The organism is Limnohabitans rimovensis (SeqCode) (genome assembly GCF_965234775.1).
GTDB classification, from domain to species: domain Bacteria; phylum Pseudomonadota; class Gammaproteobacteria; order Burkholderiales; family Burkholderiaceae_C; genus Limnohabitans; species Limnohabitans rimovensis.
The window spans coordinates 1,552,683-1,574,401 of the sequence record NZ_OZ248562.1 but is presented as its reverse complement, the minus strand read 5'-3'; the positions used below and the strand labels follow the sequence as shown (position 1 = coordinate 1,574,401).

Below are 21,719 nucleotides of genomic sequence, written 5' to 3'. Positions count from 1 at the left end.
GGTCAGCGCAGCCGATCAGATTTTTGAAATGCCTTTTGCCGTTTGAACATGCCTTGGCGGTAAAACGGAAAAACCTGGAAATAGGTGCGTACCTTGAGCCAGCGCCCATACATGCCCATGGGCTCAAACAGGACAAATGCAATCAACACCGAGCCATAAACCAAAGACTGAAGACCGGGGGCCAAAGCAATCGCGTCGGGCAAACTGTCCTTGGTCAATGAAATCAACTGTGGCAGCACGATCAAAAATATTGCCCCCAAAAATGCACCGTGCACCGAGCCCAGGCCGCCCACCACAATCATCAGCAGCAGATCAATCGACTGCAGCACACTGAATTGATCAGGCGAGATGAACTGCATTTTGTGGCCGTACAAAGCCCCGCCAAGACCGGCCAAGGCGGCCGAAATGGCAAACGACAGGGTTTTGTAATAAGCCAAATGGATGCCCATGCTTTGGGCCGATATTTCCGAGTCGCGGATCGCCACAAATGCGCGCCCCGTGGGCGAGCGCAGTAAATTGAGCACGCCCAAGGTGCTCAACACCGTGAGAAATAAACACAGGAAATAAAAGCCTTCGGCGCTGCTCACCGACTGGCCCCACAGATCGGGGGCTTTGAGGTGAATGCCGGCGTTGCCGCCGGTGACGCTTTCCCAGCGCGCCAGCACCTCTTCCACAATGAATCCAAAGGACAGTGTGGCAATGCCCAAGTAAATGCCCTTGACGCGCAAGGCGGGCAAACCCACCACCACGCCCACAGCCGCCGATAAACCCGTGGCACACACCAGGGCGGGCACAAATGACATGCCGGCTTGGGTGCACACCGCCTGGGTATACGCACCCACCCCCAAAAACGCCGCATGGCCAATGGAGAACAAACCGGTGAAGCCTGCCAACAGCATCAAACCCAAACCGACAATGCTGTAGATCAACACAAAGGTCAGTTGCGCCAGCCAATACTCTTGCAACAGCCAAGGCGACAGCACCAGCACCAGCATCAACAGGCCATACCAAAACACATGGCCTTTGTGTTTGGCCAAGCCAATGTCTTGGTTGTAATCGGTTTTGAAAACAAAGCGCACGGTGTCAGACCTTTTTGCGGGTGGTTTCGCCAAACAAACCGTTGGGCATCACCATCAGCATGATCAGCACCACGATATAGGCGGCCGTGTCTTTGAAGCCATCTGGCAAATAAAAGCCCGACAAAGACTCGACCACACCAATCACCAAGCCCCCCACAATGGCGCCGGGCAAACTGCCAAATCCACCCACCACGGCTGCGGGAAAGGCTTTGAGGCCAATGAAGCCCATGTTGGCATGGACAAAGGTGATGGGCGCCAGCAACAAACCGGCGACGGCTGCCACCATGGCGGCCAATGCCCAGACCATGCTGTTGAGCCGCTTGACCGGGATGCCCATGTAATAGGCAGCCAGTTGGTTTTGTGACATCGCTTGCATGGCAATGCCCAGCTTGGTGTGCTTGAACAACAAATACAGGACCAAACACAAGGCTGAGGTGGCCCCAACCACCACCGCTTGTTCGGCGTTGATCATCAAGGCGCCCCATTGAAACCCCATGTCTTTGTAGGGAACCGCCAAGGTGTGGGTGTCGGTGCCAATGCCCGGGATCATGGTGACCAAGCCACGCAACACATAGCCGATGCCAATGGTGAGCATGACCACAGAAAACGCAGGCTGTCCGAGGATGGGTTGAATCACCGCGCGCTCAATCACATAGCCCACAGTGGCCATGGCGGCCATCGCCGCCAGCACCGAGACCCAAAAGGGAAAGCCCCAAAACCCCATTGCCAGCAAACCGGCAAAGGCGCCGAGCATCATCAGCTCGCCCTGGGCAAAGCTCACGGTTTCAGTGGCTTTGTAGATCAGCACAAAGCCCAGCGCAATCAGGCCGTAAATGCAACCTTGCGAAACCCCACCGATGACCAATTGTAAAAATTGCACGCACGCGCCTTGGCAAAATTAACTTCAACAAAAGTACCTACTATGCCTAAAAATGCTGCTGCTGCGTCAGCGGGGAAACCCCATGCGGATGGGGCTTTCCTGTTCGCAACGCCTGCGCAGAAGGCGGGAAATGGCCAATACCCTTGCGCAGCGTGGGGACGTTGGCGCGTGACCACTCAGACAGCGCTGCGCAAGCGAGAGAAGTGCTTGGCCATGATGGTCCAGCGACCATCGACTTTCATCAAGTTCAGGTGATCGACCATGATGTTGTCAAACAAGCGCAATTGCACTTTGGCCATGGCCATCTCTGGCGACAACAAGTCGATCATCAACACATGGTCATCGCGCGGACTGTTCTGGGACTGCGGTGAGGCACGCCCTTGAACCATTTCCCGATAAGCGGCAAAGGGGCGCACGACCACCTCACCATTTTGGGCAGAATAGAGCACGCATTGCGGGTGAAAAACCCGGTCAAACAATGCCAAGTCCTGGTTCTGCAACACATCAAAATAATCCCTCAAAAACAAACGAATGTCGTCAATGCACATGGTGGTTTTCCTTTCAAGTGGGGTGTGGTCAATGGGGCGTGTCTTTCATCAGCCCTGGGCTGCTTTAGACACCTGTCCATTGGAGAGCGAGTTCAAGCCCACGCATCGTTGTTCGATTCGCATCGCATGTGAATTTTTTTAACATGATCGAACGCATTCCACCGCTGACCGCCTTGCGTGCATTTGTCACTGTGGCGCGATTGGGCAGTTTGAGCGAAGCCGCCAAGGCCTTGCATTTGACCCATGGCGCGGTGAGCCATCAAATACGCGCCATCGAAGACATGCTGGGCCAAACCTTGTTGATCCGCCAAGGGCGCGGCATGGCTTTGACCGAGGCGGGCCGCAGCTACGCCTATCAAGTGCGGCCACTGCTCGAAGAATTGGCCGCGGCCAGCGCGCAGGTCGGCGACAAATCGGCGCAAAGCACCCTGGTGCTGTCGGTGCTGCCCTCTTGGGTGATGCATTGGTTGTTGCCACGCTTGCCCGATTGGCGCCATCAATTTCCGCACATCCATTTGAAATTGCGTGCGGGCTTGGCTTTCAGCGATTTGGAAGGCGATCACCTGGATGCCGCCATCCGCTTTGGCCATGGCCACTGGCCGCATGTGCAGGTTCAGCGTTTGATGGGTGAGGGCTTGGTGGTGGTGGCATCCCCCGATTTGTGGACGCCCGCATTGCAGCGCAAGCCGGTGGATTGGCGCCGATGGCCGTGCATGCACGTCGGCGAGAGCTGGGCCACTTGGATGGCCGCTGCGGGCCTGGATGGCGAGGTGACTGCGTCGGGCTTGCATTTCACCGATTCGACCCATTTGCTGGAAGCGGCCAGGCTGGGCCAGGGCGTGGCCCTGACCCGCCGCTCGATTGCCCAGGCCTTGTTGGTCCGTGGCGAGTTGGTGCTGGTCCATCCTGTGCAGGCGCCACACCCTGACGCCTACTACCTGGTGTCGCCTCACCGGGCCAAGGTCAAACCTGAGTTGGGCCTGTTCAAAGACTGGCTCAGCGTCCAAATCAAACAATACGAAAAAGAGTCATCGCTGTGGGATGCCCAGCAGGGTGTGCAGTCGGCATCGCAGCGTGTTGCACGCGCCAAGCGGCGCGCCTCAAGTTGATTCTGGGGCTTGTATGGGGCAGGGCTTGCCATCGTTGTCGATGGCCACATACGTCAAATTGGCCTGGGTGACTTTGACATACCGCCCTTGCTGGCGCATGCGCTCGGCATAGACCTCGACCTTGACCGTGACCGAGGTGCGGCCAATGCGCGCCACGCTGGCAAAAAAGCTGAGGATGTCCCCCACCCGCACAGGCTGCTTGAAGACAAACTCATTCACCGCCACCGTGGCGATGCGGCCTTGCACCAAACGGGCCGGCAGCACCGCACCGGCCAAGTCGACCTGCGCCATCACCCAGCCGCCAAAAATATCGCCGTTGGCATTGCAGTCGGCCGGCATGGGAATCACTTTGAGCACCAACTCCTGATCGGTCGGCAAAAGCACGGGTGCGTTGGGCGGGGTTTGAGACATGGGCACAATCGGCAAAAACAACATTGTCCTGCATGCGCCACCACGCCACCCCCGAGCTTCCCAACGATCCCCATGCCCCGCGCGGCGACTGGACCACTTTGCGCCGTTTGCTGCCGTATTTGTGGCATTACAAATGGCGTGTGGTCGCCGCCTTGTCATTCATGGTCGGGGCCAAGCTGGCGAATGTGGGCGTGCCGGTATTGCTCAAGCACCTGATCGACGCGATGACGCCCAACCTGTCACAGCCACAGACGTTGTTGGTGGTTCCGGTGGCCTTGCTGGTGGTGTATGGCGTGTTGCGGCTGTCGGTGTCGGCCTTCACCGAATTGCGCGAACTGGTGTTTGCCAAGGCCACCCAAGGTGCGGCGCGCCAAATTGCTTTGGAAACGTTTCAACATTTGCACAGCTTGAGTCTGCGTTTTCACTTGGAGCGGCAAACCGGTGGCATGACGCGCGACATCGAGCGCGGTGTGCGCGGTATCGAGTCGCTGATCTCCTATTCGCTCTACAGCATCGTTCCTACCTTGATCGAGGTGGTGTTGGTGTTGGCCATCTTGGGCTGGACCTTTGATGTGTGGTTTGCGCTCATCACTTTGGCGGCGTTGGTGATTTATATTTTTTTCACCGTCTATGTGACCGAGTGGCGCACCCAGTTTCGACGTGAGGCCAACGAATTTGACTCGGCTGCCCACACCAAAGCAGTGGATTCGCTGCTGAATTACGAAACCGTCAAGTACTTCAACAACGAGGGCTTCGAGGCCCAGCGCTATGACCGCAGCTTGGACCAATTGCGCCGCGCCAGATTAAAAGCCCAAACCAGCTTGAGCCTGCTCAACACCGGGCAGCAGCTGATCATTGCGGTGGCGCTGATTGCCATGCTGTGGCGCGCCACCCAAGGCGTGGTGGAAGGGCGCATGACTTTGGGCGACTTGGTGATGGTCAATGCCTTCATGATCCAGCTCTACATTCCGCTGAATTTTTTGGGCATGATTTACCGCGAAATCAAGCAAAGCCTGACCGACTTGGACCGGATGTTTCGCTTGTTGGAAAAAGAGCGCGAGGTGGATGACCAAGTGGGTGCGCTTGATTTGCAACTGGCCGAATCGCCCACAGTGCGTTTTGAAAATGTTCGCTTTGCCTACGAGGCAGATCGACCCATTTTGCAAGGCCTGAGCTTTGAAATACCGGCGGGGAAAACCGTGGCCGTGGTGGGCTCCTCGGGTGCGGGCAAGTCCACCTTGGCACGCTTGATGTACCGGTTTTACGATGTCCCCAACGATCAGGCCCTGAACGGGCGCATCACCATTGACGGTCACGACATTCGCAGCGTCACCCAATCCAGTTTGCGCCGCGCCATTGGCATCGTGCCCCAAGACACGGTGCTGTTCAACGACACCGTGGCCTACAACATCGCCTATGGACGCCCAGGGGCCACCCAGGCTGAGGTGGAAGAGGCCGCACGCCAAGCTCGCATCCACGACTTCATTTCTGCCACCCCCAAGGGCTACCTGACCATGGTGGGCGAGCGTGGCTTGAAGCTTTCTGGCGGCGAAAAGCAACGCGTGGCGATTGCCCGCACCTTGCTCAAAGACCCACCCATCTTGATTTTTGACGAGGCCACCTCGGCCTTGGACAGCGCCAATGAGCGCGCCATCCAAGCCGAGTTGCAAAGCGTTGCCCACAACAAAACCACCTTGGTGATCGCGCACCGCTTGTCCACTGTGGTGGATGCGCATGAAATTTTGGTGCTTGACGCGGGCCAAGTGGTCGAGCGCGGCACCCATGCGCAATTGCTGGCCCTGCAAGGCCACTATGCGCGCATGTGGTCTTTGCAGCAAAGCGCTGCTTGAGGTGTTGCCGTCCTTGATGGGGCATCTACCCTGAGCTGAGCGCACCCCTGTCAAGGCAAGTCGGCATCCTCTGGCGGCGCCAACGCTTCGCGCGGACCCACTTTGCCCAATCGCGCTTTGAGCGATTGGGGTTGGCCGCTGATCAATGCCGCGTAATTGGTGGTGTTGGCCAGCACCTTTTTCACATAGTCGCGGGTTTCATTGAACGGGATGTTCTCGGCCCAAATCGCAGCCTCCAGCACGGGGCCTTTGCCTTGATCGGGCGCACGCCAGCGGCGCGGGCGACTGGGCCCCGCGTTGTAAGCCGCTGCCGCCATGGCCATGGAGTTGTCCATGCTCTCGAGCACCAGCTTCAAATAGGCCGTTCCAATGGCGATATTGGTGTCGCGCTGATTGATTTGATCCAGGCTGAAATTTTTCATGCCAATTTTTTTGGCCGTCCATCGGGCGGTGGCCGGCATCACCTGCATCAAGCCAGAGGCCCCCACATGCGATCGCGCATCCATGATGAAGCGGCTTTCTTGGCGGATCAGCCCATACACAAACGCTGGGTCCAGGTTGATTTCCTTGGCCCGCTGCACCACAGCGGCCTGAAATGGCATGGGAAAGCGCAAGGCCGGATCCATTTGAGACATGCTGGTGCGCTCGCTGGTGTTGATGCAGCGATCCCAAATTTCTAGCTCGCAGGCCCAATGGGCAGCGGCCAACATCTCGCGGTCGGTCATGCGCCCGGACTGTCCTTGGGCGTTGACCAAGTTGGTGCCGTAGTTCCATTCCCGCACACCCTCAGCGCGCAGGCCCATGCCAATCGCCTTCACTGCGCGTTGCAAGGATGGATTGGCGCGGGTTTGAGCCATTTCTTCGGCAGTGGGCGGTAATGGGCGGGCGGGCATTTGGATCGAGCGGCCCAACTCTTCCAGGGCCAATTGCTCGTAAAAACCTTTGACGCTGGCAATCCCTTCCCACAGGGTTTGGGCCTGGTCTTTATGCCCTCTGGCATTCAAAGCGCGTCCCAACCAATACACCCACACCGGCTCTTGGCGCTGAGACACATCCATCGCCATGATGGCTGACTCCACCGCCTTCCAGGCGGGCGTGGCACCGGCACGCAGCGCAGCGCGCACCTTCCAGGCCAGCATGTCATCGGTCAAATCATGGTCGCTGCGCGCCAGTTCGAAGGCTTTGAGGGCGTCGCCATCCAAGCGCATGGCCAATTGGCGGCCAATGGCTCCCCACACCCAGTGCCGCTCTTCGGTGGTCAGGTGAATCGACCAGGTGCGCTGCATTTGTTTGTAGGCCTCGTCGGGGTCGCTGCTGGCCAACTTCACCAAAGCCAGCACCACCAACTCTTGCACCGCATTGCGCGGATGTGCATTGTGTTGGTTCAAAAACTTGGCAGGTTGGGCCTGCAAGTCTTTCAGGGTGTTCAACAGCTTGGGGGCCACCAATTGCACCGCGTTGCGAGCGGTCACAGGCCGGTTGTTTTCCACAGCTAGGCGCGCTTTGCGCCACACCTCCAGCGGTTTGATTTTGCGGTCTTCCAGCAAGCGCTCTGCGGCCAGCGTACAGCCATCATCGGCTTGCAACATTGAGCGCCAGAGGTTGAGAACTTCTTTGACGCTTTCAGGGCCAAAACCGGCGGGGTTTTTTTGGTGGTTCAGCACCAACTCATAGCAGCGCAACTCGCGGTCGTCACGCATGCGGTAATGCACTTGTTCGGTCTCAAAAGTGGCCCAATCGCGTCGGTTGCCCAGCACCATCAACCAATCATTGCGCAAACGGTCTTCCTGGTAGGTGCCTGCATAACGGCTGAGAAACTGGCGCACCTCGCTGGTGGACGCGTCGTCCAAGCGGGCGCGCAGCTCCCAATAAGCGGCCCAAGGTTCGAGCACATGGCCCCGCACTTGGGGCAGTAGGTTGGTCAAGCGCCGGCGGTCGTTGCGTTTGAAGGCATCGGCCATTTCCAGCAGGGCAACCTGTCCTGGGCCCTCATTCATGGCCGCAGCTTGGGCATGGGCTGCAGGGGTGAATGGGGTGGACAGGGCCAACCCCATAAACAATGACACAATGAAAGTCTTAAACATACTCGGATTATCGGTGGCTTGAGCAATCGGCATAGACCTTGTGGGCAAGGGATGCCGCTTCAGGGCTGCGCACAATGCAATGGATAAAAAATCTCTGCGCCAAACCTTGCTTGAGCAACGCTTGAACTTGCCCGATCGGCAGTTGCGCTGCGACCTGTTGCAGCAGGTCATGCGGATATGGCTGGTGGGGCGACCCGATGTGGTCATCGGTGCTTACTGGCCCATCAAAGGGGAGTTTGACCCTTTGCCGGCTTTGCACCGTTGGAAAGAAGACGGTGAATTGCTGGACCAACCCCAGCCTCGGCGCATTGGTTTGCCAGTGATTGACAAGCAGACCAAAACCCTGACCTTCCACGCTTGGTATCCGGGTTGTCCGATGGAAGAAGACGCCTACAACATTCCCAAGCCCAAAGACACCGAGGTGGTGGTGCCCACCTTGTTGTTTGTGCCTTGTGTGGGCTATGGCCCCGGAGGTTATCGCTTGGGTTATGGCGGCGGCTTTTACGACCGAACCTTGGCGCAACTCACGCCCAAACCCCACACCGTGGGCTTGGGCTTCACCCAAGGCTTTGTCGCCGACCTCGAACCCGAGGCCCACGATGTGCCACTCGACGCCATCCTCAACGACAACGGCGTGGTGTGGCCTGTGGGTTGAGGCGGTTGCATGGCCCGCCCCAAATCTGCCACACACGACCTCAAGCGCGAGGAGATTTTGGACATTGCTGCAAACTGCTTTGCCCAGTCGTCTTACCCGGCCGCCAGCATGAACGACATTGCCACCGCTGGGGGCACATCCAAGGCGCGCCTGTATCACTACTACGACAGCAAACAAGCCATTTTGTTTGACCTGCTGGACCGCTATACCCTGCGTTTATTGGGCCTGATTGGCGAGACCGAAGCGGCGGCCCAGCGGCGCAACCTCGATGAACGGGCTGCTTTGCACGAATTGGTGCGGCGCTTTTTGCAAGAGTATGAAACCTCTGCCACCCGCCATGTGGCCTTGGTCAATCACACCCAATTTTTGAGCGATGAGCAACGCGCGCTCATTGTGGGCCGCCAGCGCGATGTGGTGGCCGCATTCACCCGCTTCATCAAGCGCGCCTATCCGCAACGCATCAACACCCGCAACCAAACCGCTTTGACCATGATGTTGTTTGGCATGATCAATTGGACCTTCACTTGGTTGCGCCCCGGTGGGCCCATGAGCTACGCTGACTTTGCCAGTGAAGTGATTGCCACCTTGGAACATGGCTTTGAAGCTTCCGCCAAAACCGACTGAAGCCACAACGCTGGCTACAATTTTTTCAGACCCGATTCGCAACGACACACCCAAACCAGGAGACACCATGTCCAAAGCCTTTGCCAGCCAAGCCGATTTGGCCGATAAAAAAATCACCTTTGAGCAACTCAGTGCCCATTGCTGGGCCTATACCGCCGAAGGCGACCCCAATTCAGGCGTGGTGATCGGTGAGCGCAGCATTTTGGTCAGCGATGCCACCGCCACCCCGGCTATGGCGCGGGACTTGATCGCCAAAATCCGCACCGTCAGCGACAAGCCCATTCAGTATGTGTTGCTGACCCACTACCACGCGGTGCGGGTGCTGGGTGCCAGCGCCTTCAAGGCAGAAGGCGCCAGCGACATCATTGCCAGCCAGGGCACCTATGAGTTGATCGTTGAGCGCGGTGCCGCCGACATGAAAAGCGAGATGGAGCGCTTTCCCCGTTTGTTTCGCGGTGCCGACAGCGTGCCGGGGTTGACTTGGCCGACCCTGATCGTGGGTGACGGCAAGCCGGGGCGCCAAGGAAATTTGAAAATTGATTTGGGCGGTGTGGTGGTTGAAATTTGGCACCCGGGCCCCGGCCACACCCGGGGCGACACCATCGCCTGGGTCGAGTCAGAAAAGGTGTTGTTCAGTGGCGACCTGGTGGAGTACGAGGCCGGCGTCTACACCGGTGACGCTCAGTTGGAAGAGTGGCCCGCCACCTTGGAGGCCTTGCGTGCTTTGAAAGCCACCGCCATCGTGCCGGGGCGTGGCGAAGCCATGAAGGGTGCTGCCAACGTGGACAAGGCCTTGGACTACACCAAGCGTTGGGTGGAAACTTTGTACCGCTGTGGTCAAGAGGCCGTGGCCCAAAAGCTGGACCTCAAAGGTGCCATGGCCCACACCCGCACCCGCATGGACCCGATTTTTGGCCATGTGTTCATTTATGAGCACTGCCTTCCATTTGATGTGAGCCGCGCTTTTGACGAAGCCAGCGGCATCAAAAACCCGCGCATCTGGACCGCAGAGCGCGACCAAGAGATGTGGGCGTCATTGCAAACCTGAACAGGCCCTTCAGGGCTTGCGCTCCATCAAGGCGCGCAAATCGCGACCATAACTTTGCATTTGCTTGACCGCCCGCTCGCGTTGCACGGGGGTGGTGGCGTTGTGCAGGCTGGCCACCGCGGCGCAATTGGCTTTTCTCAAATCTTGGCTGTATTGGCGCAGCATGGGGTCGGGTGTGACCCGCGTGCGCTCAATGAGCTGGCGCCACTCCAGTGCAAAGGCTTCTGCATCTTTGGGCTGGGTGCTGAGTTTGCGCAAGGTGTCCACGCCATCGGCTTGTCGGCGCAAGCGCAGCAAGTAACTCATGCGCGGGTCAAAACCAGAGTTTTTGGCCAGGTTGCGCAGCAATTGTTTCTGGTTGGCGTCCAAGCGACCGTAAAACTTTTCGGCCTGCTCCACGCCTTTGTCGGTGCGCGTGTCCAGCAATTCATCGGGCGTGCCTTGCAGCCACTCCTTGCGCCAGTCGCGGTTCTTTTTGTTGTACTGTTTTTGCAGTTGCTCGACTTGGGCCGCATCGATGGTCAGCAGCAGGCGAACTGCCCGCGGCTCTAATTCTTTGGCCACGTTGTCCAGGCTGTCCAGGGCTTCATCAAACAGGGCACAAACTTCTTCTGCCTGAATGTTGCGGGCGGCCAAGGTTTGGGCCCGTTCCAGCCAGGTGATGTACAGCCCGAGTTGTTGGCTGCGGTGCCAGGCAAACATCGATTGGATATCGGCGCGCACTTGTGGTTTTTGCTCGGCGTTGAAATCCAGAAAGCCGTCCAACCACCAGTAGGTCAGCTCGGGGGCTGAGTTGTAGGCAAACTGCAAGGTGCTGCAACCCACCAGCATCCAGCATGCGCACAGGGCTACGCACAGGCGCTGGGCGATAATTCTCAAACGAACAAAGGCATGGAACATGGCAGCAATCGATGTGGTGATCATGGCAGCGGGCAAAGGCACGCGCATGAAGAGCAGTATGCCCAAAGTTTTGCACCGACTCGGTGGCAGGGCTTTGGTGCAGCATGTGATCGACAGCGCCAGGCAACTATCGGCGCGCCACATCATTGCGATCACCGGTCATGGGGCCGAGCAGGTCGAGGCCGCTTTGGCAGGCCAAGCGGGCCTGCGTTTTGCGCGCCAAATGCCGCAACTTGGCACCGGCCATGCGGTGCAACAAGCCATGCCATTGCTGGAGGACGATGGGGTCACCTTGGTGTTGTCGGGCGACGTGCCGCTCACGCAAGTGGACACCTTGCAAGCTTTGCTGCAAGCCAGCCAAGGCACGCAACTCGCGCTGTTGACCCTGCAAACAACTCAACCGAAGGGTTATGGTCGCATCGTGCGCAACGCCGCTGGCGAGGTGCAAGCCATCGTGGAAGAAAAGGACGCCACCCCTGAGCAGCGCGCCATCACTGAAATTTACAGCGGCATCATGGCCGTACCGACGCGTTGGCTGCGCGCATGGTTGGCGCGCTTGGACAACCACAACGCTCAGCAAGAGTACTACCTCACCGATGTGGTGAAGTTTGCTGTCGCTGATGGCTGTCAAGTGCTGGCACACACTATCACCGACGCGTGGCAAGTAGAAGGCGTTAACAACCCTGTGCAACTGGCCTCACTTGAATGCGCTTACCAGCACCTGCAAGCCGAGCAATTGATGCTGCAAGGTGTGCGTTTGGCCGACCCAGCTCGATTTGATGTGCGCGGTAGCCTCATCTGTGGCCAAGATGTCGAGATTGATGTGAATTGTGTGTTTGAAGGCGTGGTGCGTTTGGGCGATGGGGTGCGCATAGGCCCCCACTGCGTCATTGCCAATGCCGACATTGGTGCGGGCACTTTTGTCCAAGCTTTTTCTCACATCGATGGTGAAGCCGTGGGCGTCACAGTCGGCGCTGATGCGCGTATCGGTCCGTTTGCACGACTTCGCCCGGGTGCTGTGTTGGCGGATGAGGTTCATATTGGCAACTTCGTGGAGGTGAAAAACACCACCATGGCCCAAGGCTCAAAAGCCAATCATTTGGCTTATTTGGGCGACGCCACAGTGGGTGAGCGGGTCAACTATGGCGCGGGCAGCATCACCGCCAATTACGACGGCGTGAACAAGCACCGAACCGTGATCGAAGCCGACGTGCATGTGGGCAGCAACAGCGTGTTGGTGGCCCCGGTCACCATTGGCGCGGGCGGCACCATTGGCGGGGGCTCGACCATCACCAAAGACACCCCGCCCGGTGCCCTGACCGTGGCCCGTGGCAAACAAACCAGCATTGCCAACTGGAAGCGACCACAAAAGAAATAACATTCGGTGGTTGGTGCTGACGCTGTTTTGATGGCTTTTTATACCCAGGAGTTGATATGTTCAAGTGTCTCGCGTTGATGTTGAGTTTGTGTGTCGGTGCGGTGGGTGGTGCCCTGGCACAAGAGGTGGCTTACCCCACCAAGACCATTCGCCTGGTGGTGCCCTTTCCCCCTGGGGGCTCGGTGGACGTGGTGGCGCGCATGGTGTCACTGCACTTGCAAGAAAAATTTGGACAAACCATCGTGATTGAAAATCGCCCTGGCGCGGTGGGCACCATGGGCACGGCCCAAGTGGCCAAGGCAGCACCGGATGGCCATACCTTGGTGATGACCATTGGCGCACACACCATTGTTCCCGCATTGATGGCGCAAATGCCCTATGACGCAAGCCGCGATCTGGCGGCTGTGACCTTGATCGCCAGCGCGCCCAATGTCTTGGTGGTTCGGCCTGACTTCCCCGCCCGAAACCTGAAAGAGTTCGTGCAGCTGGCCAAAGAAAACCCCGGCAAGTTCAGCTATTCCACGGCTGGCAACGGCAGCACCACCCATGTCATGACGGCCATGCTGGCCCACAGCGCGGGCTTGTCGTTACTGCATGTGCCCTACCAAGGGGGCGCGCCCTCTTTACAGGCCATTTTGAGCGGTCAAACCGATTTGAATGCCGCCGTTTCGACCACCGCCTTGCCGATGGTCAAAGCGGGCAAATTGCGCGCCTTGGCCATCGTGGGCGACAAGCGCTCCAGCATGTTCCCGGATGTCCCCACATACGCTGAATCTGGTTATCCGGGCATTCGCGGTGACAGTTGGATTGGTTTGTTTGCACCTGCGGGCACGCCCAAACCCATCCTCAACAAAATCAATGCCGAGTTGCAAAAGGTTTTGGTCATGCCCGATATCCGGCAAAAGTTGCTGGCGCAGGCATTGGACCCCTTGGCGGTGGGGCCAGATGAGTTCGACAAAATTGTGCGCGACGAGCTGCGCGACTTTGCTGCCTTGGCCAAGGCAGTGGGTTTGAAGATCGAGTGACGCCCAGCTCAGTGGCGTGCTTGGGCCGCATGTTCGGCCGCCAGGCAGCCAAAAATGACCCCGCTGCCAATCGATGCGCCCCCTTGGTAACCCACACCTGTGTCGGTCGGGGCTGCGGTATTGCCGCAGGCATATAAGCCCGCAATGGGGTGGCCACGCACGTGCATGACTTGGGCGTGTTCGTTGGTCAACAGGCCTGTACCCACAATGCCGCCCACCCGCAGTGGGATGGCGTAGTACGGCGGTGTGTCCAAGGGGCCCAGCTGCGCATACTTGCCCTTGTTGGCGTCCCCCGCCGTGCTTTTGGAAAACGCGGACTTGCCTCGACCAAAGTCAAGGTCTTCGCCGTCCGTCGCAAAATGGTTAAAGCGCGCAACCGTTTTCAACAAGCCTGTGGCGTCCACACCGATTTGAGCGGCCAAGGCCTCTAGCGTTGGCGCTTGAGCCACCCAATCGGGTGCCGCTTGCCCAGGTGGCGCACCAGCGATGGCGTATTGCTGCCGATAACGGTCATCAAACACCATGTGTGCGGGTAGGTTGATGAAGCGGTGTTTTGCCCGGTCGAAATGGTGAAAGGCGTGCACCACTTCTTGGAACCGGGACTCATCACAAAAACGCTCCCCTTGTTGGTTGACGGCGATCGCACCGGGGTAGGGCATGCCATGCAGGCCAATCGAGAAAAATTCATTGTCTCGGGTGGGTATGGCGCAACCGACCAATAAGCCATGGTTGACCGCAGATCGGTAAATGGCGGCGCCGTGCTCTGTGGCCATCACCATGCCGTCGCCTTGGTTGGTGGGCGCAAAAGGGTTGAGCCAATTGGGCAGGCCCTCAAACCGTTGCACCAACTCGGCGTTGCCTTCATAGCCACCACATGCCAACACAACACCGTGTCGGGCCTCATAGGTGGTGTCGGTTGATGCGATGCGCACGCCGCCCACACGCTGCTGGGAAAAAACCAACTCTGTGGCCCCCGCATTCAACTGCAGGTGCCCCCCCAATTTGAGGAAAGCCACCAGCAGTTGCGCCACCAAGCCTTGACCGGCGGCCAGCCAACCTTCTTGCTCTCTGCGCGCCAACTCGTTGGCGTCCCAGTTGCGCCGGTTGGCAAAACCGCCCCACCGGGCCACATCGCCCCAACTGACCCCTGGCGGGCAATAGTAGGCGGGCCGCAAAGCATCGGCCCACTTCCCCATGGCGCTGCGTTGAATCGGGGCGGCTTGAATCATGCGCCGCCCATCGCCACAACTGCCTGGCCCATGGGGGTAAAAAGCGTCGGGCAATCCCAGCGCCAGCTCAAGCCCCACGCCCCAAGATATCAAGCGGTCCATCACCCGCGAGGCGTTGTTGACATAAGTGGCCAGGTTGGTGGCCAGTGCGGTGCCCCCGGCGCAAAACTCGGCGTAGGTCAAACCCTGCGCCACATCGTCGGCCAAACCCGCTTGCGCCGCCAATGCGTTGGCCGGTGCCCAAATGGTGCCGTAGGAGGTGGCTGTGCCGCCGCCAATGTGGGGGCCCTTTTCCAGCAGGCACACAGACATGCCTTCTCCTGCAGCGGCCAAGGCGGCACCCAATCCAGCGCCACCAGACCCCAAAACGATCAGATCAAAAACGCGATGGGCCATGGAAACACTCCAAGTGAAAGAACGGATGCGACGGATCGCGCACGATGGTCTGATTTTGAACCAGGTCGGCGCTGTCAAGCCGGGCTGGCGGGGCCCAAACTCAAAGCCGGCACCATCTTGCTGCGCTTGACGCTGAAAAACGCCTTCACATTGCGCACATTGGCGTCTTGGGTGAACAAGCGCTGCACCAGGGCCAGGTAGGCGGGCATGTCGTGCACATGCACCACCAGCACAAAGTCGGGCCCAGGGGCCACCCGCCAACACATGGCCACCTCGGCATCGGCCACCACGCGTTGTTCAAAGGCTTGCAGGTGTTCGTCGCCTTGGCGGTCCAGTGTGATCTCCACAATCGCTTGCAAACCATGCCCCACCACTTGGGCCACACGCTCGGGGTTGAGCAAGGCCACTTGGCCCTCGATCAGGCCCAAGTCCCACAGGCGTTTGGTCCTTCGCAGGCAAGTGGGTGCGGACATGTGCAGTTGCGCTGCCAATGCTTGGTTGCTCTGCGCCGTGTCTCGCTGAAGCACATCGAGCAAGCGCAAATCCATGTCGTCGAGTTGAATTTCTTTCATGAATGTTCACTTTTTGAAATAAATCGATAAACCATGTGATTATTGAAATTAAATTTCATTTTAAGCGTTTAATCAATCTATTTTTTCGAATCGATGGGGATAAAGTCGCTACAACAACAGGAGACACCCCATGTGCGGCATCGTCGGCGCGGTTTCCAACCGCAATATCGTTCCCATCTTGGTCCAAGGCTTGCAGCGCTTGGAATACCGGGGCTATGACTCCTGTGGCGTGGCAGTCAATGCGGCGCAAAGCCAAATGGGCCAAGCGGCTGGCTTGCAGCGGGCGCGCAGCACCGAGCGGGTGGCTGAGTTGGTGTCGCAGGTCAATGCGCCCACGGGTGGCTTGCAAGGCACGACGGGCATTGCCCACACCCGCTGGGCCACCCACGGCGCACCGGCGGTGCACAACGCCCATCCCCATTTCAGCCCCGGCCCCAGCGTGCCGGCGGGTGAGGGCAAAGGCCGCATCGGCTTGGTCCACAACGGCATCATCGAAAACCACGAAGAACTGCGCGCCCAGTTGCAGGCCAAAGGCTATGCCTTTGCCAGCCAAACCGACACCGAGGTCATTGCCCACTTGATCGATGCGCTCTACCAGGGCGATTTGTTCGAGGCGGTGCAAGCCGCTGTGCGTCAGTTGCGCGGTGCCTATGCCATTGCCGTCATGGCCAAGGACGAACCGCACCGGGTGGTGGGCGCGCGTGCAGGCTCGCCGTTGATTTTGGGCGTCGGCCAGGGCGAGAACTTTTTGGCCAGTGACGCCATGGCCCTGGCAGGCGTCACCGACCAAATTGTGTATTTGGCCGAGGGCGATGTGGTGGATGTGCAAATGGGCAAGCACTGGATCGTGGACGCCCAGCACCAAGCGGTGCAGCGCGAGGTGCACACCGTGCACGCCCACAGTGGCGCGGCCGAGTTGGGCCCATATCGCCACTACATGCAAAAAGAAATCTTCGAGCAACCCCGTGCCATTGCCGATACCTTGGAAGGCATCGAGGGCATCGTGCCCGAATTGTTTGACGGCCCCCAGCCCCAACCGGGGCACAACGCCCACCGCGTGTTCCAAGAGATCGACTCGGTGCTCATCTTGGCCTGTGGCACCAGTTATTACAGCGGTTGCACCGCCAAATATTGGCTGGAGAGCATGGCCCACATTCCCACCCAGGTGGAAGTGGCCAGCGAATACCGCTACCGCGACTCGGTGCCCAACCCGCGTTGCCTGGTGGTCACCATCAGCCAGTCGGGCGAAACCGCCGACACCTTGGCCGCCCTGCGCCATGCGCAAAGCTTAGGCATGCAGCACACCCTCACCATTTGCAATGTGGCCACCTCGGCCATGGTGCGCGAATGCGCGCTGGCCTACATCACCCGCGCTGGTGTGGAAATTGGCGTGGCCTCGACCAAGGCCTTCACCACCCAGCTGGCGGGTTTGTTTTTGCTCACCCTGGCGCTGGCGCAAGCCAAGGGCCGCTTGAGCGCCGCCGATGAGGCTCAACACCTCAAAGCCATGCGCCACCTGCCTGTCGCTTTGCAAAGCGTCTTAGCTTTGGAGCCGCAACTCATCGCTTGGGCGCAAGACTTTGCCAGCAAAGAAAACGCTTTGTTCTTGGGCCGTGGTTTGCATTACCCCATTGCTTTGGAAGGCGCCTTGAAGTTGAAGGAAATCAGCTACATCCATGCTGAGGCCTACCCGGCGGGCGAGCTCAAACACGGCCCGCTGGCGCTGGTCACCAGCGCCATGCCCGTGGTCACCGTGGCCCCCAACGATGCGTTGCTGGAAAAGCTCAAAAGCAATTTGCAAGAAGTGCGCGCCCGAGGCGGCGTGCTGTATGTGCTGGCCGATGCCGACACCCGCATCGAATCGGGCGAGGGCTTGCATGTGATCCGCATGCCCGAACACTATGGCGCTTTGTCGCCCCTGCTGCACGTGGTGCCCTTGCAGTTGCTGGCGTATCACACCGCTTGTGCCAGAGGCACGGATGTGGATAAGCCGAGGAATTTGGCGAAGTCGGTGACGGTGGAGTAGTTGGGCTGGTGGGTGATTTGTGAGCCGAAATCAGAGTCACAATGACCTGATGCCTGTATCCAAAGCCTTCGGTGATGTGACGCATCCAAGATGGGTTGTACAGCCCAGACCCGTCAATGCAAAGGTGCCTGAATGCTGACCCAAGAAACAAAAGGCATGTGGCTCGGCTTCATCGGGGTGCTGATGTTCAGCCTGACGCTCCCCTTCACCCGCATCGCTGTCGCTGAACTCAGCCCTTATTTCGTGACCTTTGGCCGGTCTTTGTTGGGCGGTGTTTGTGCCTTGCTGTTGTTCTTCATCACCAGGCCAAAGCTGCCCACCCAACGCCAGTTGATGCGCTTGGTCGTCATTGCCCTGGGCGTGGTGTATGGGTTTCCATTGTTTGTGTCCCTCGCCATGCAAACCTTGCCATCCGCCCATGGGGGCATTGTGCTGGGCGTGCTGCCACTGGCCACCGCCGTGGTGGGGGCCATTCGCTTCAAAGAGCGGCCATCACTGGCGTTTTGGGCCACCGCCATTTTGGGCAGTGTGTTGGTCATTGCATACGCAGCGCTGAACGGCAGTGGGGGCGTGGCCCCTGAAGATGGGCTCTTGTTTGTGGCCATCGCCAGCGCAGCGGTGGGCTACAGCGAAGGGGGCAAACTCAGCGAAGAAATGAGCGCGGTCGATGTCATCAGTTGGGCACTGGTGTTGACGCTACCGATTAACCTATTTCTGACATATCAGTTTCTGGATTTCGATGTGCATGCCGTGTCCACACCGGCCATCATGTCCTTCATTTATGTCGGCTTGGTATCGATGTACATCGGGTTCTTCTTTTGGTACCGAGGCCTCGCACTGGGAGGCGTGGCGCGCGTGGGGCAGGTGCAACTGCTGCAACCCTTTTTGACACTGGTGGGCGCGTATTTTTTATTGGGTGAGCCCATCACCGCCATGAATGTGGGGTTTGCTGTGAGCGTGCTGGCGGTCGTGGTTCTGGGCAAAAAAACCAGGGCCAAATAGAAAAGCCCTGGATCAGTCGTTTCACCGCCGTGATGCATTCAATCGTCTGTTCCTAAGGCCTAAGGCAATTGGAATGCAGTTCTGTCATGTCGCTCTTTCTTGTGGGCTTAACTCGATATCGCTTGTGCTGTGATGGTTTGGCGTACGACGTTTCTAATGCGGGCCCTTTATATGCATTATTATGCTCATACTTGCATTTATACGCTATAGAAAATCATAAAAAGCAATATATTGCATAATTGGGTTTGTCCATAAGCGTTTGGAATTGAAGGTGCCAAATGACAGAAGCTACTGATGTGAAGAACCCATTTTTGGTCGCACTGGGCGAACGGGTGCGTGTATTGCGCGCTCGACGCGGGATGACGCGCAAGGCGGTGGCCATGGCGGCCGATGTGTCCGAAAGGCATTTGGCCAGCCTTGAATATGGCGAAGGCAATGCTTCGATCTTGGTCTTGTTGCAAGTGGCCGGTGCCTTGCAGTGCACGCTGGCGGAGTTGTTGGGCGATGTCACCACCACCTCTCCTGAATGGTTGTTGCTGCGTGAAATGCTGGGCCCGCGCAGCGAGGCTGAATTGCGCCGCGTGCGCGTGAACATTGCAGAGATGTTTGGCGCCACCACCGACGCTGCGCGCACCCATCGAATCGCTTTAATTGGTTTGAGGGGTGCGGGTAAAACAACTTTGGGTGCCCGCTTGGCCGCCGATTTGGGCTACGCCTTTGTCGAGCTGAGTCGCGAGATCGAGAAGTTTGCCGGCTGCAGCATTTCTGAAATCCACAACCTCTACGGCACCCATGCGTACCGCAGATACGAGCGGCGTGCATTGGAGGAGACGATTCAAGTCTATCCAGAGGTGGTGATTGCCACCCCAGGGGGTTTGGTGTCTGACGCCGCGACCTTCAATGAAATGCTTTCCCACTGCTACACGGTTTGGTTACAAGCCAAGCCAGAGGACCATTTGTCACGCGTGGCCGCCCAAGGCGATATGCGCCCCATGGCGGGCAGTGCGCAGGCCATTGAAGACCTGAAGATGATCTTGCAAGGTCGCTCAGAGTTTTATGCCAAAGCGGACATGGTGCTGGACACCAGCGCCCAAGCCCTGGAGGAAAGCTTCCAAATCTTGCGTTCACGCTTGAGGTCGGTCATGAAAATGCCTTTCACATTCAACCGCATATGCCCCATTCAACTTGGAGACTGAGACATGAACCAAACGACCAGCGTCAATTACATGATCGAGCCCAGCCAATACCAACATTGGTCGGTGAAATACGAGGGTGAGACCGCCACCTTGCAACTCAACATCAACGAAGACGGCGGCATTCGCCCTGGGTACAAACTCAAGCTCAACAGTTACGACCTGGGGGTGGATATCGAGCTCTACGACGCCTTGAACCGGATTCGCTTTGAGCACCCCGAAGTCAAAAGTGTGGTCGTGACCAGTTTGAAGGACCGCATCTTTTGTTCCGGTGCCAACATCTTCATGCTCGGGGTATCGACCCATGCTTGGAAGGTGAACTTCTGCAAATTCACCAACGAGACGCGCAACGGCATCGAGGACACCAGCCGCCACAGCGGTTTGAAGTTTGTCGCAGCCGTCAACGGTGCATGCGCGGGGGGTGGCTACGAATTGGCTTTGGCGTGTGATGAGATCGTGTTGGTGGACGACCGCTCATCGGCGGTGTCCTTGCCCGAGGTGCCGCTTCTGGGGGTGTTGCCCGGAACGGGTGGTTTGACCCGCGTGACCGACAAGCGCAAAGTGCGTCACGATCACGCAGACATCTTCTGCACCAGTGTGGAAGGCGTGCGCGGCCAGCGTGCGGTGGATTGGCGCTTGGTCGATGAAGTCGCCAAGCCCGCACAGTTCCAAGCGGCGGTGATGGCGCGTGCCAACCAGCCGACTGCCCACTGCAAGCGACCCGGCTTATCAGCCGTGGGTCAAGGGGTGGCACTGACCCCGCTGCAACGGGTGATCGGCGCGGACAGCATCACCTATGAATACGTGAACGTGGCCATCGACCGCGCCAAACGCACCGCCACATTGACCGTGCATGCACCCAAAGCGGCATTGCCCCAAGACCTGAATGCCATCTTGGCCGCTGGTGCCCATTGGTACCCGCTGCAAATGGCGCGTGAATTGGATGACGCCATTTTGAATTTGCGCACCAATGAGCTCGACGTGGGCACTTGGCTGATCAAAACAGCCGGTGACGCCAATCTGGCTTTGCAAAACGATGCCATCTTGGCCCAGCACCAAGACCACTGGTTTGTCAACGAAACCATTGGCATGTTGCGCCGCACGCTGGCGCGTGTGGATGTGACATCGCGCTCCCTCTTCGCCTTGATCGATGAAGGTTCTTGCTTTGCAGGCACCTTGGCTGAGCTGGCATTGGCCGCAGACCGGGCCTACATGCTGGACTTGCCCGACAGCCCCGAAAAAGCACCGCATTTGGCATTGAGTGAAATGAACTTTGGCTTCTTTCCCATGGTCAACCACCAATCGCGTTTGCAACGCCGCTTTTACGAAGAGGTGGGGCCGCTTGAAAATGCACGCGGCGTGATTGGTCAATCCTTGGATGCCACCAAAGCCTTGGCTCTGGGCTTGGTGACCGCTGCGCCAGATGACATTGACTGGGCAGACGAAATCCGTTTGGCCGTGGAAGAGCGCGCGGCGATGTCACCCGACAGCTTGACGGGCTTGGAAGCCAACTTGCGTTTTGCCCAAAAAGAAAGCATGGAAACACGCATCTTTGGGCGCTTGTCCGCTTGGCAAAACTGGATCTTCAACCGCCCCAACGCGGTCGGTGAAAAAGGTGCCTTGAAGGTTTATGGCAAAGGCGAAAAAGCCGCTTTCGACATGAACCGCGTTTGATGTTTTGCGTTGTGCGGAAGGCTTCCCGGTGGTGCC

General features: G+C 58.3%; 19 protein-coding genes. 11 read left to right on the top strand and 8 right to left on the bottom strand.

Annotation, left to right across the window (positions count from 1 at the left end):
- Window positions 1-2: 2 nt before the first annotated feature.
- The 3 genes from AC8GFZ_RS07660 to AC8GFZ_RS07650 form a co-directional block, all read right to left on the bottom strand.
- Window positions 3-1,079 carry a branched-chain amino acid ABC transporter permease gene (locus AC8GFZ_RS07660; RefSeq protein WP_506643959.1) on the bottom strand — a complete coding sequence of 359 codons (1,077 nt, stop codon included), beginning with the start codon at window positions 1,077-1,079 and terminating at the stop codon, window positions 3-5.
- A gap of 4 nt (window positions 1,080-1,083) precedes the next feature.
- Window positions 1,084-1,959: a branched-chain amino acid ABC transporter permease gene (locus AC8GFZ_RS07655; RefSeq protein ID WP_506643957.1), complete on the bottom strand. Its 876-nt coding sequence runs from the start codon at window positions 1,957-1,959 to the stop codon at window positions 1,084-1,086.
- 176 nt (window positions 1,960-2,135) lie between these two features.
- Window positions 2,136-2,507, bottom strand: a complete 372-nt coding sequence (locus AC8GFZ_RS07650) for a nuclear transport factor 2 family protein (protein ID WP_506643955.1) — start codon at window positions 2,505-2,507, stop codon at window positions 2,136-2,138.
- Window positions 2,508-2,650: 143 nt separating this feature from the next.
- Between AC8GFZ_RS07650 and AC8GFZ_RS07645 the strand changes: the two genes are divergently transcribed.
- Window positions 2,651-3,616 (top strand): LysR substrate-binding domain-containing protein, encoded by a 966-nt coding sequence (locus tag AC8GFZ_RS07645; RefSeq protein WP_506643953.1) that lies wholly within the window; start codon window positions 2,651-2,653, stop codon window positions 3,614-3,616.
- Here the strand turns inward: AC8GFZ_RS07645 and AC8GFZ_RS07640 are convergent.
- A complete protein-coding gene (locus tag AC8GFZ_RS07640; protein WP_506643951.1) occupies window positions 3,608-4,027 on the bottom strand; it encodes an acyl-CoA thioesterase in 420 nt (139 codons plus the stop codon). The genes AC8GFZ_RS07645 and AC8GFZ_RS07640 overlap by 9 nt on opposite strands.
- A 32-nt stretch (window positions 4,028-4,059) precedes the next feature.
- Here AC8GFZ_RS07640 and AC8GFZ_RS07635 point away from each other — a divergent pair, with 32 nt between their 5' ends.
- Window positions 4,060-5,877, top strand: a complete 1,818-nt coding sequence (locus tag AC8GFZ_RS07635; protein ID WP_506643949.1) for an ABCB family ABC transporter ATP-binding protein/permease — start codon at window positions 4,060-4,062, stop codon at window positions 5,875-5,877.
- Window positions 5,878-5,927: 50 nt separating this feature from the next.
- Here AC8GFZ_RS07635 and AC8GFZ_RS07630 read toward each other — a convergent pair whose 3' ends face one another.
- Window positions 5,928-7,961 (bottom strand): lytic transglycosylase domain-containing protein, encoded by a 2,034-nt coding sequence (locus AC8GFZ_RS07630; RefSeq protein WP_506643947.1) that lies wholly within the window; start codon window positions 7,959-7,961, stop codon window positions 5,928-5,930.
- Window positions 7,962-8,040: 79 nt separating this feature from the next.
- On the opposite strand from AC8GFZ_RS07630, the gene AC8GFZ_RS07625 reads away from it, so the two are divergent.
- From AC8GFZ_RS07625 to AC8GFZ_RS07615, 3 genes are all read left to right on the top strand, one after another.
- Entirely contained in the window at window positions 8,041-8,616 is a 576-nt protein-coding gene (locus tag AC8GFZ_RS07625) for a 5-formyltetrahydrofolate cyclo-ligase (RefSeq protein WP_506643945.1), read from the top strand.
- A gap of 9 nt (window positions 8,617-8,625) precedes the next feature.
- Window positions 8,626-9,240 (top strand): TetR/AcrR family transcriptional regulator, encoded by a 615-nt coding sequence (locus tag AC8GFZ_RS07620; RefSeq protein WP_506643943.1) that lies wholly within the window; start codon window positions 8,626-8,628, stop codon window positions 9,238-9,240.
- Between the two features lie 67 nt (window positions 9,241-9,307).
- Window positions 9,308-10,288 (top strand): MBL fold metallo-hydrolase, encoded by a 981-nt coding sequence (locus tag AC8GFZ_RS07615; protein ID WP_506643941.1) that lies wholly within the window; start codon window positions 9,308-9,310, stop codon window positions 10,286-10,288.
- Between the two features lie 9 nt (window positions 10,289-10,297).
- Here the strand turns inward: AC8GFZ_RS07615 and AC8GFZ_RS07610 are convergent, their stop codons facing one another.
- Complete coding sequence (locus AC8GFZ_RS07610; RefSeq protein ID WP_506643939.1) at window positions 10,298-11,212, bottom strand: DUF6279 family lipoprotein; 915 nt, start codon at window positions 11,210-11,212, stop codon at window positions 10,298-10,300.
- Here AC8GFZ_RS07610 and glmU point away from each other — a divergent pair.
- Entirely contained in the window at window positions 11,187-12,566 is a 1,380-nt protein-coding gene (glmU, locus tag AC8GFZ_RS07605) for a bifunctional UDP-N-acetylglucosamine diphosphorylase/glucosamine-1-phosphate N-acetyltransferase GlmU (protein WP_506643937.1), read from the top strand. The genes AC8GFZ_RS07610 and glmU overlap by 26 nt on opposite strands.
- Before the next feature lie 56 nt (window positions 12,567-12,622).
- A complete protein-coding gene (locus AC8GFZ_RS07600) occupies window positions 12,623-13,591 on the top strand; it encodes a Bug family tripartite tricarboxylate transporter substrate binding protein (protein WP_506643935.1) in 969 nt (322 codons plus the stop codon).
- A gap of 8 nt (window positions 13,592-13,599) precedes the next feature.
- On the opposite strand, the gene AC8GFZ_RS07595 is transcribed toward AC8GFZ_RS07600, so the two are convergent.
- Both AC8GFZ_RS07595 and AC8GFZ_RS07590 read right to left on the bottom strand, forming a co-directional pair.
- Entirely contained in the window at window positions 13,600-15,216 is a 1,617-nt protein-coding gene (locus tag AC8GFZ_RS07595; RefSeq protein ID WP_506643933.1) for an FAD-dependent oxidoreductase, read from the bottom strand.
- 74 nt (window positions 15,217-15,290) lie between these two features.
- On the bottom strand, window positions 15,291-15,788 hold the full coding sequence (locus AC8GFZ_RS07590; protein WP_506643931.1) for an Lrp/AsnC family transcriptional regulator: 498 nt from the start codon (window positions 15,786-15,788) through the stop codon (window positions 15,291-15,293).
- Window positions 15,789-15,918: 130 nt separating this feature from the next.
- On the opposite strand from AC8GFZ_RS07590, the gene glmS reads away from it, so the two are divergent.
- The 4 genes from glmS to boxC all read left to right on the top strand — a co-directional run bounded on the left by glmS (window position 15,919) and on the right by boxC (window position 21,683).
- A complete protein-coding gene (gene glmS, locus AC8GFZ_RS07585; protein ID WP_506643928.1) occupies window positions 15,919-17,814 on the top strand; it encodes a glutamine--fructose-6-phosphate transaminase (isomerizing) in 1,896 nt (631 codons plus the stop codon).
- A gap of 132 nt (window positions 17,815-17,946) precedes the next feature.
- The gene (locus tag AC8GFZ_RS07580) at window positions 17,947-18,816 is read left to right on the top strand and encodes a DMT family transporter (protein WP_506643926.1); all 870 of its coding nucleotides are present in this window, start codon (window positions 17,947-17,949) and stop codon (window positions 18,814-18,816) included.
- Window positions 18,817-19,094: 278 nt separating this feature from the next.
- Window positions 19,095-20,012 (top strand): helix-turn-helix transcriptional regulator, encoded by a 918-nt coding sequence (locus tag AC8GFZ_RS07575; protein ID WP_506643925.1) that lies wholly within the window; start codon window positions 19,095-19,097, stop codon window positions 20,010-20,012.
- 3 nt (window positions 20,013-20,015) lie between these two features.
- On the top strand, window positions 20,016-21,683 hold the full coding sequence (boxC, locus tag AC8GFZ_RS07570; protein ID WP_506643923.1) for a 2,3-epoxybenzoyl-CoA dihydrolase: 1,668 nt from the start codon (window positions 20,016-20,018) through the stop codon (window positions 21,681-21,683).
- Window positions 21,684-21,719: the final 36 nt, after the last annotated feature.

Coding starts and splice junctions, on each gene's coding strand:
- AC8GFZ_RS07650 (WP_506643955.1), bottom strand. CDS start 2,507: ATGTGCATTGACGACATTCGTTTGTTTTTGAGGGATTATTTTGATGTG.
- AC8GFZ_RS07645 (WP_506643953.1), top strand. CDS start 2,651: ATGATCGAACGCATTCCACCGCTGACCGCCTTGCGTGCATTTGTCACT.
- AC8GFZ_RS07640 (WP_506643951.1), bottom strand. CDS start 4,027: ATGTCTCAAACCCCGCCCAACGCACCCGTGCTTTTGCCGACCGATCAG.
- AC8GFZ_RS07635 (WP_506643949.1), top strand. CDS start 4,060: ATGCGCCACCACGCCACCCCCGAGCTTCCCAACGATCCCCATGCCCCG.
- AC8GFZ_RS07630 (WP_506643947.1), bottom strand. CDS start 7,961: ATGTTTAAGACTTTCATTGTGTCATTGTTTATGGGGTTGGCCCTGTCC.
- AC8GFZ_RS07625 (WP_506643945.1), top strand. CDS start 8,041: ATGGATAAAAAATCTCTGCGCCAAACCTTGCTTGAGCAACGCTTGAAC.
- AC8GFZ_RS07620 (WP_506643943.1), top strand. CDS start 8,626: ATGGCCCGCCCCAAATCTGCCACACACGACCTCAAGCGCGAGGAGATT.
- AC8GFZ_RS07615 (WP_506643941.1), top strand. CDS start 9,308: ATGTCCAAAGCCTTTGCCAGCCAAGCCGATTTGGCCGATAAAAAAATC.
- glmU (WP_506643937.1), top strand. CDS start 11,187: ATGGCAGCAATCGATGTGGTGATCATGGCAGCGGGCAAAGGCACGCGC.
- AC8GFZ_RS07610 (WP_506643939.1), bottom strand. CDS start 11,212: ATGATCACCACATCGATTGCTGCCATGTTCCATGCCTTTGTTCGTTTG.
- AC8GFZ_RS07600 (WP_506643935.1), top strand. CDS start 12,623: ATGTTCAAGTGTCTCGCGTTGATGTTGAGTTTGTGTGTCGGTGCGGTG.
- AC8GFZ_RS07595 (WP_506643933.1), bottom strand. CDS start 15,216: ATGGCCCATCGCGTTTTTGATCTGATCGTTTTGGGGTCTGGTGGCGCT.
- AC8GFZ_RS07590 (WP_506643931.1), bottom strand. CDS start 15,788: ATGAAAGAAATTCAACTCGACGACATGGATTTGCGCTTGCTCGATGTG.
- glmS (WP_506643928.1), top strand. CDS start 15,919: ATGTGCGGCATCGTCGGCGCGGTTTCCAACCGCAATATCGTTCCCATC.
- AC8GFZ_RS07580 (WP_506643926.1), top strand. CDS start 17,947: ATGCTGACCCAAGAAACAAAAGGCATGTGGCTCGGCTTCATCGGGGTG.
- AC8GFZ_RS07575 (WP_506643925.1), top strand. CDS start 19,095: ATGACAGAAGCTACTGATGTGAAGAACCCATTTTTGGTCGCACTGGGC.
- boxC (WP_506643923.1), top strand. CDS start 20,016: ATGAACCAAACGACCAGCGTCAATTACATGATCGAGCCCAGCCAATAC.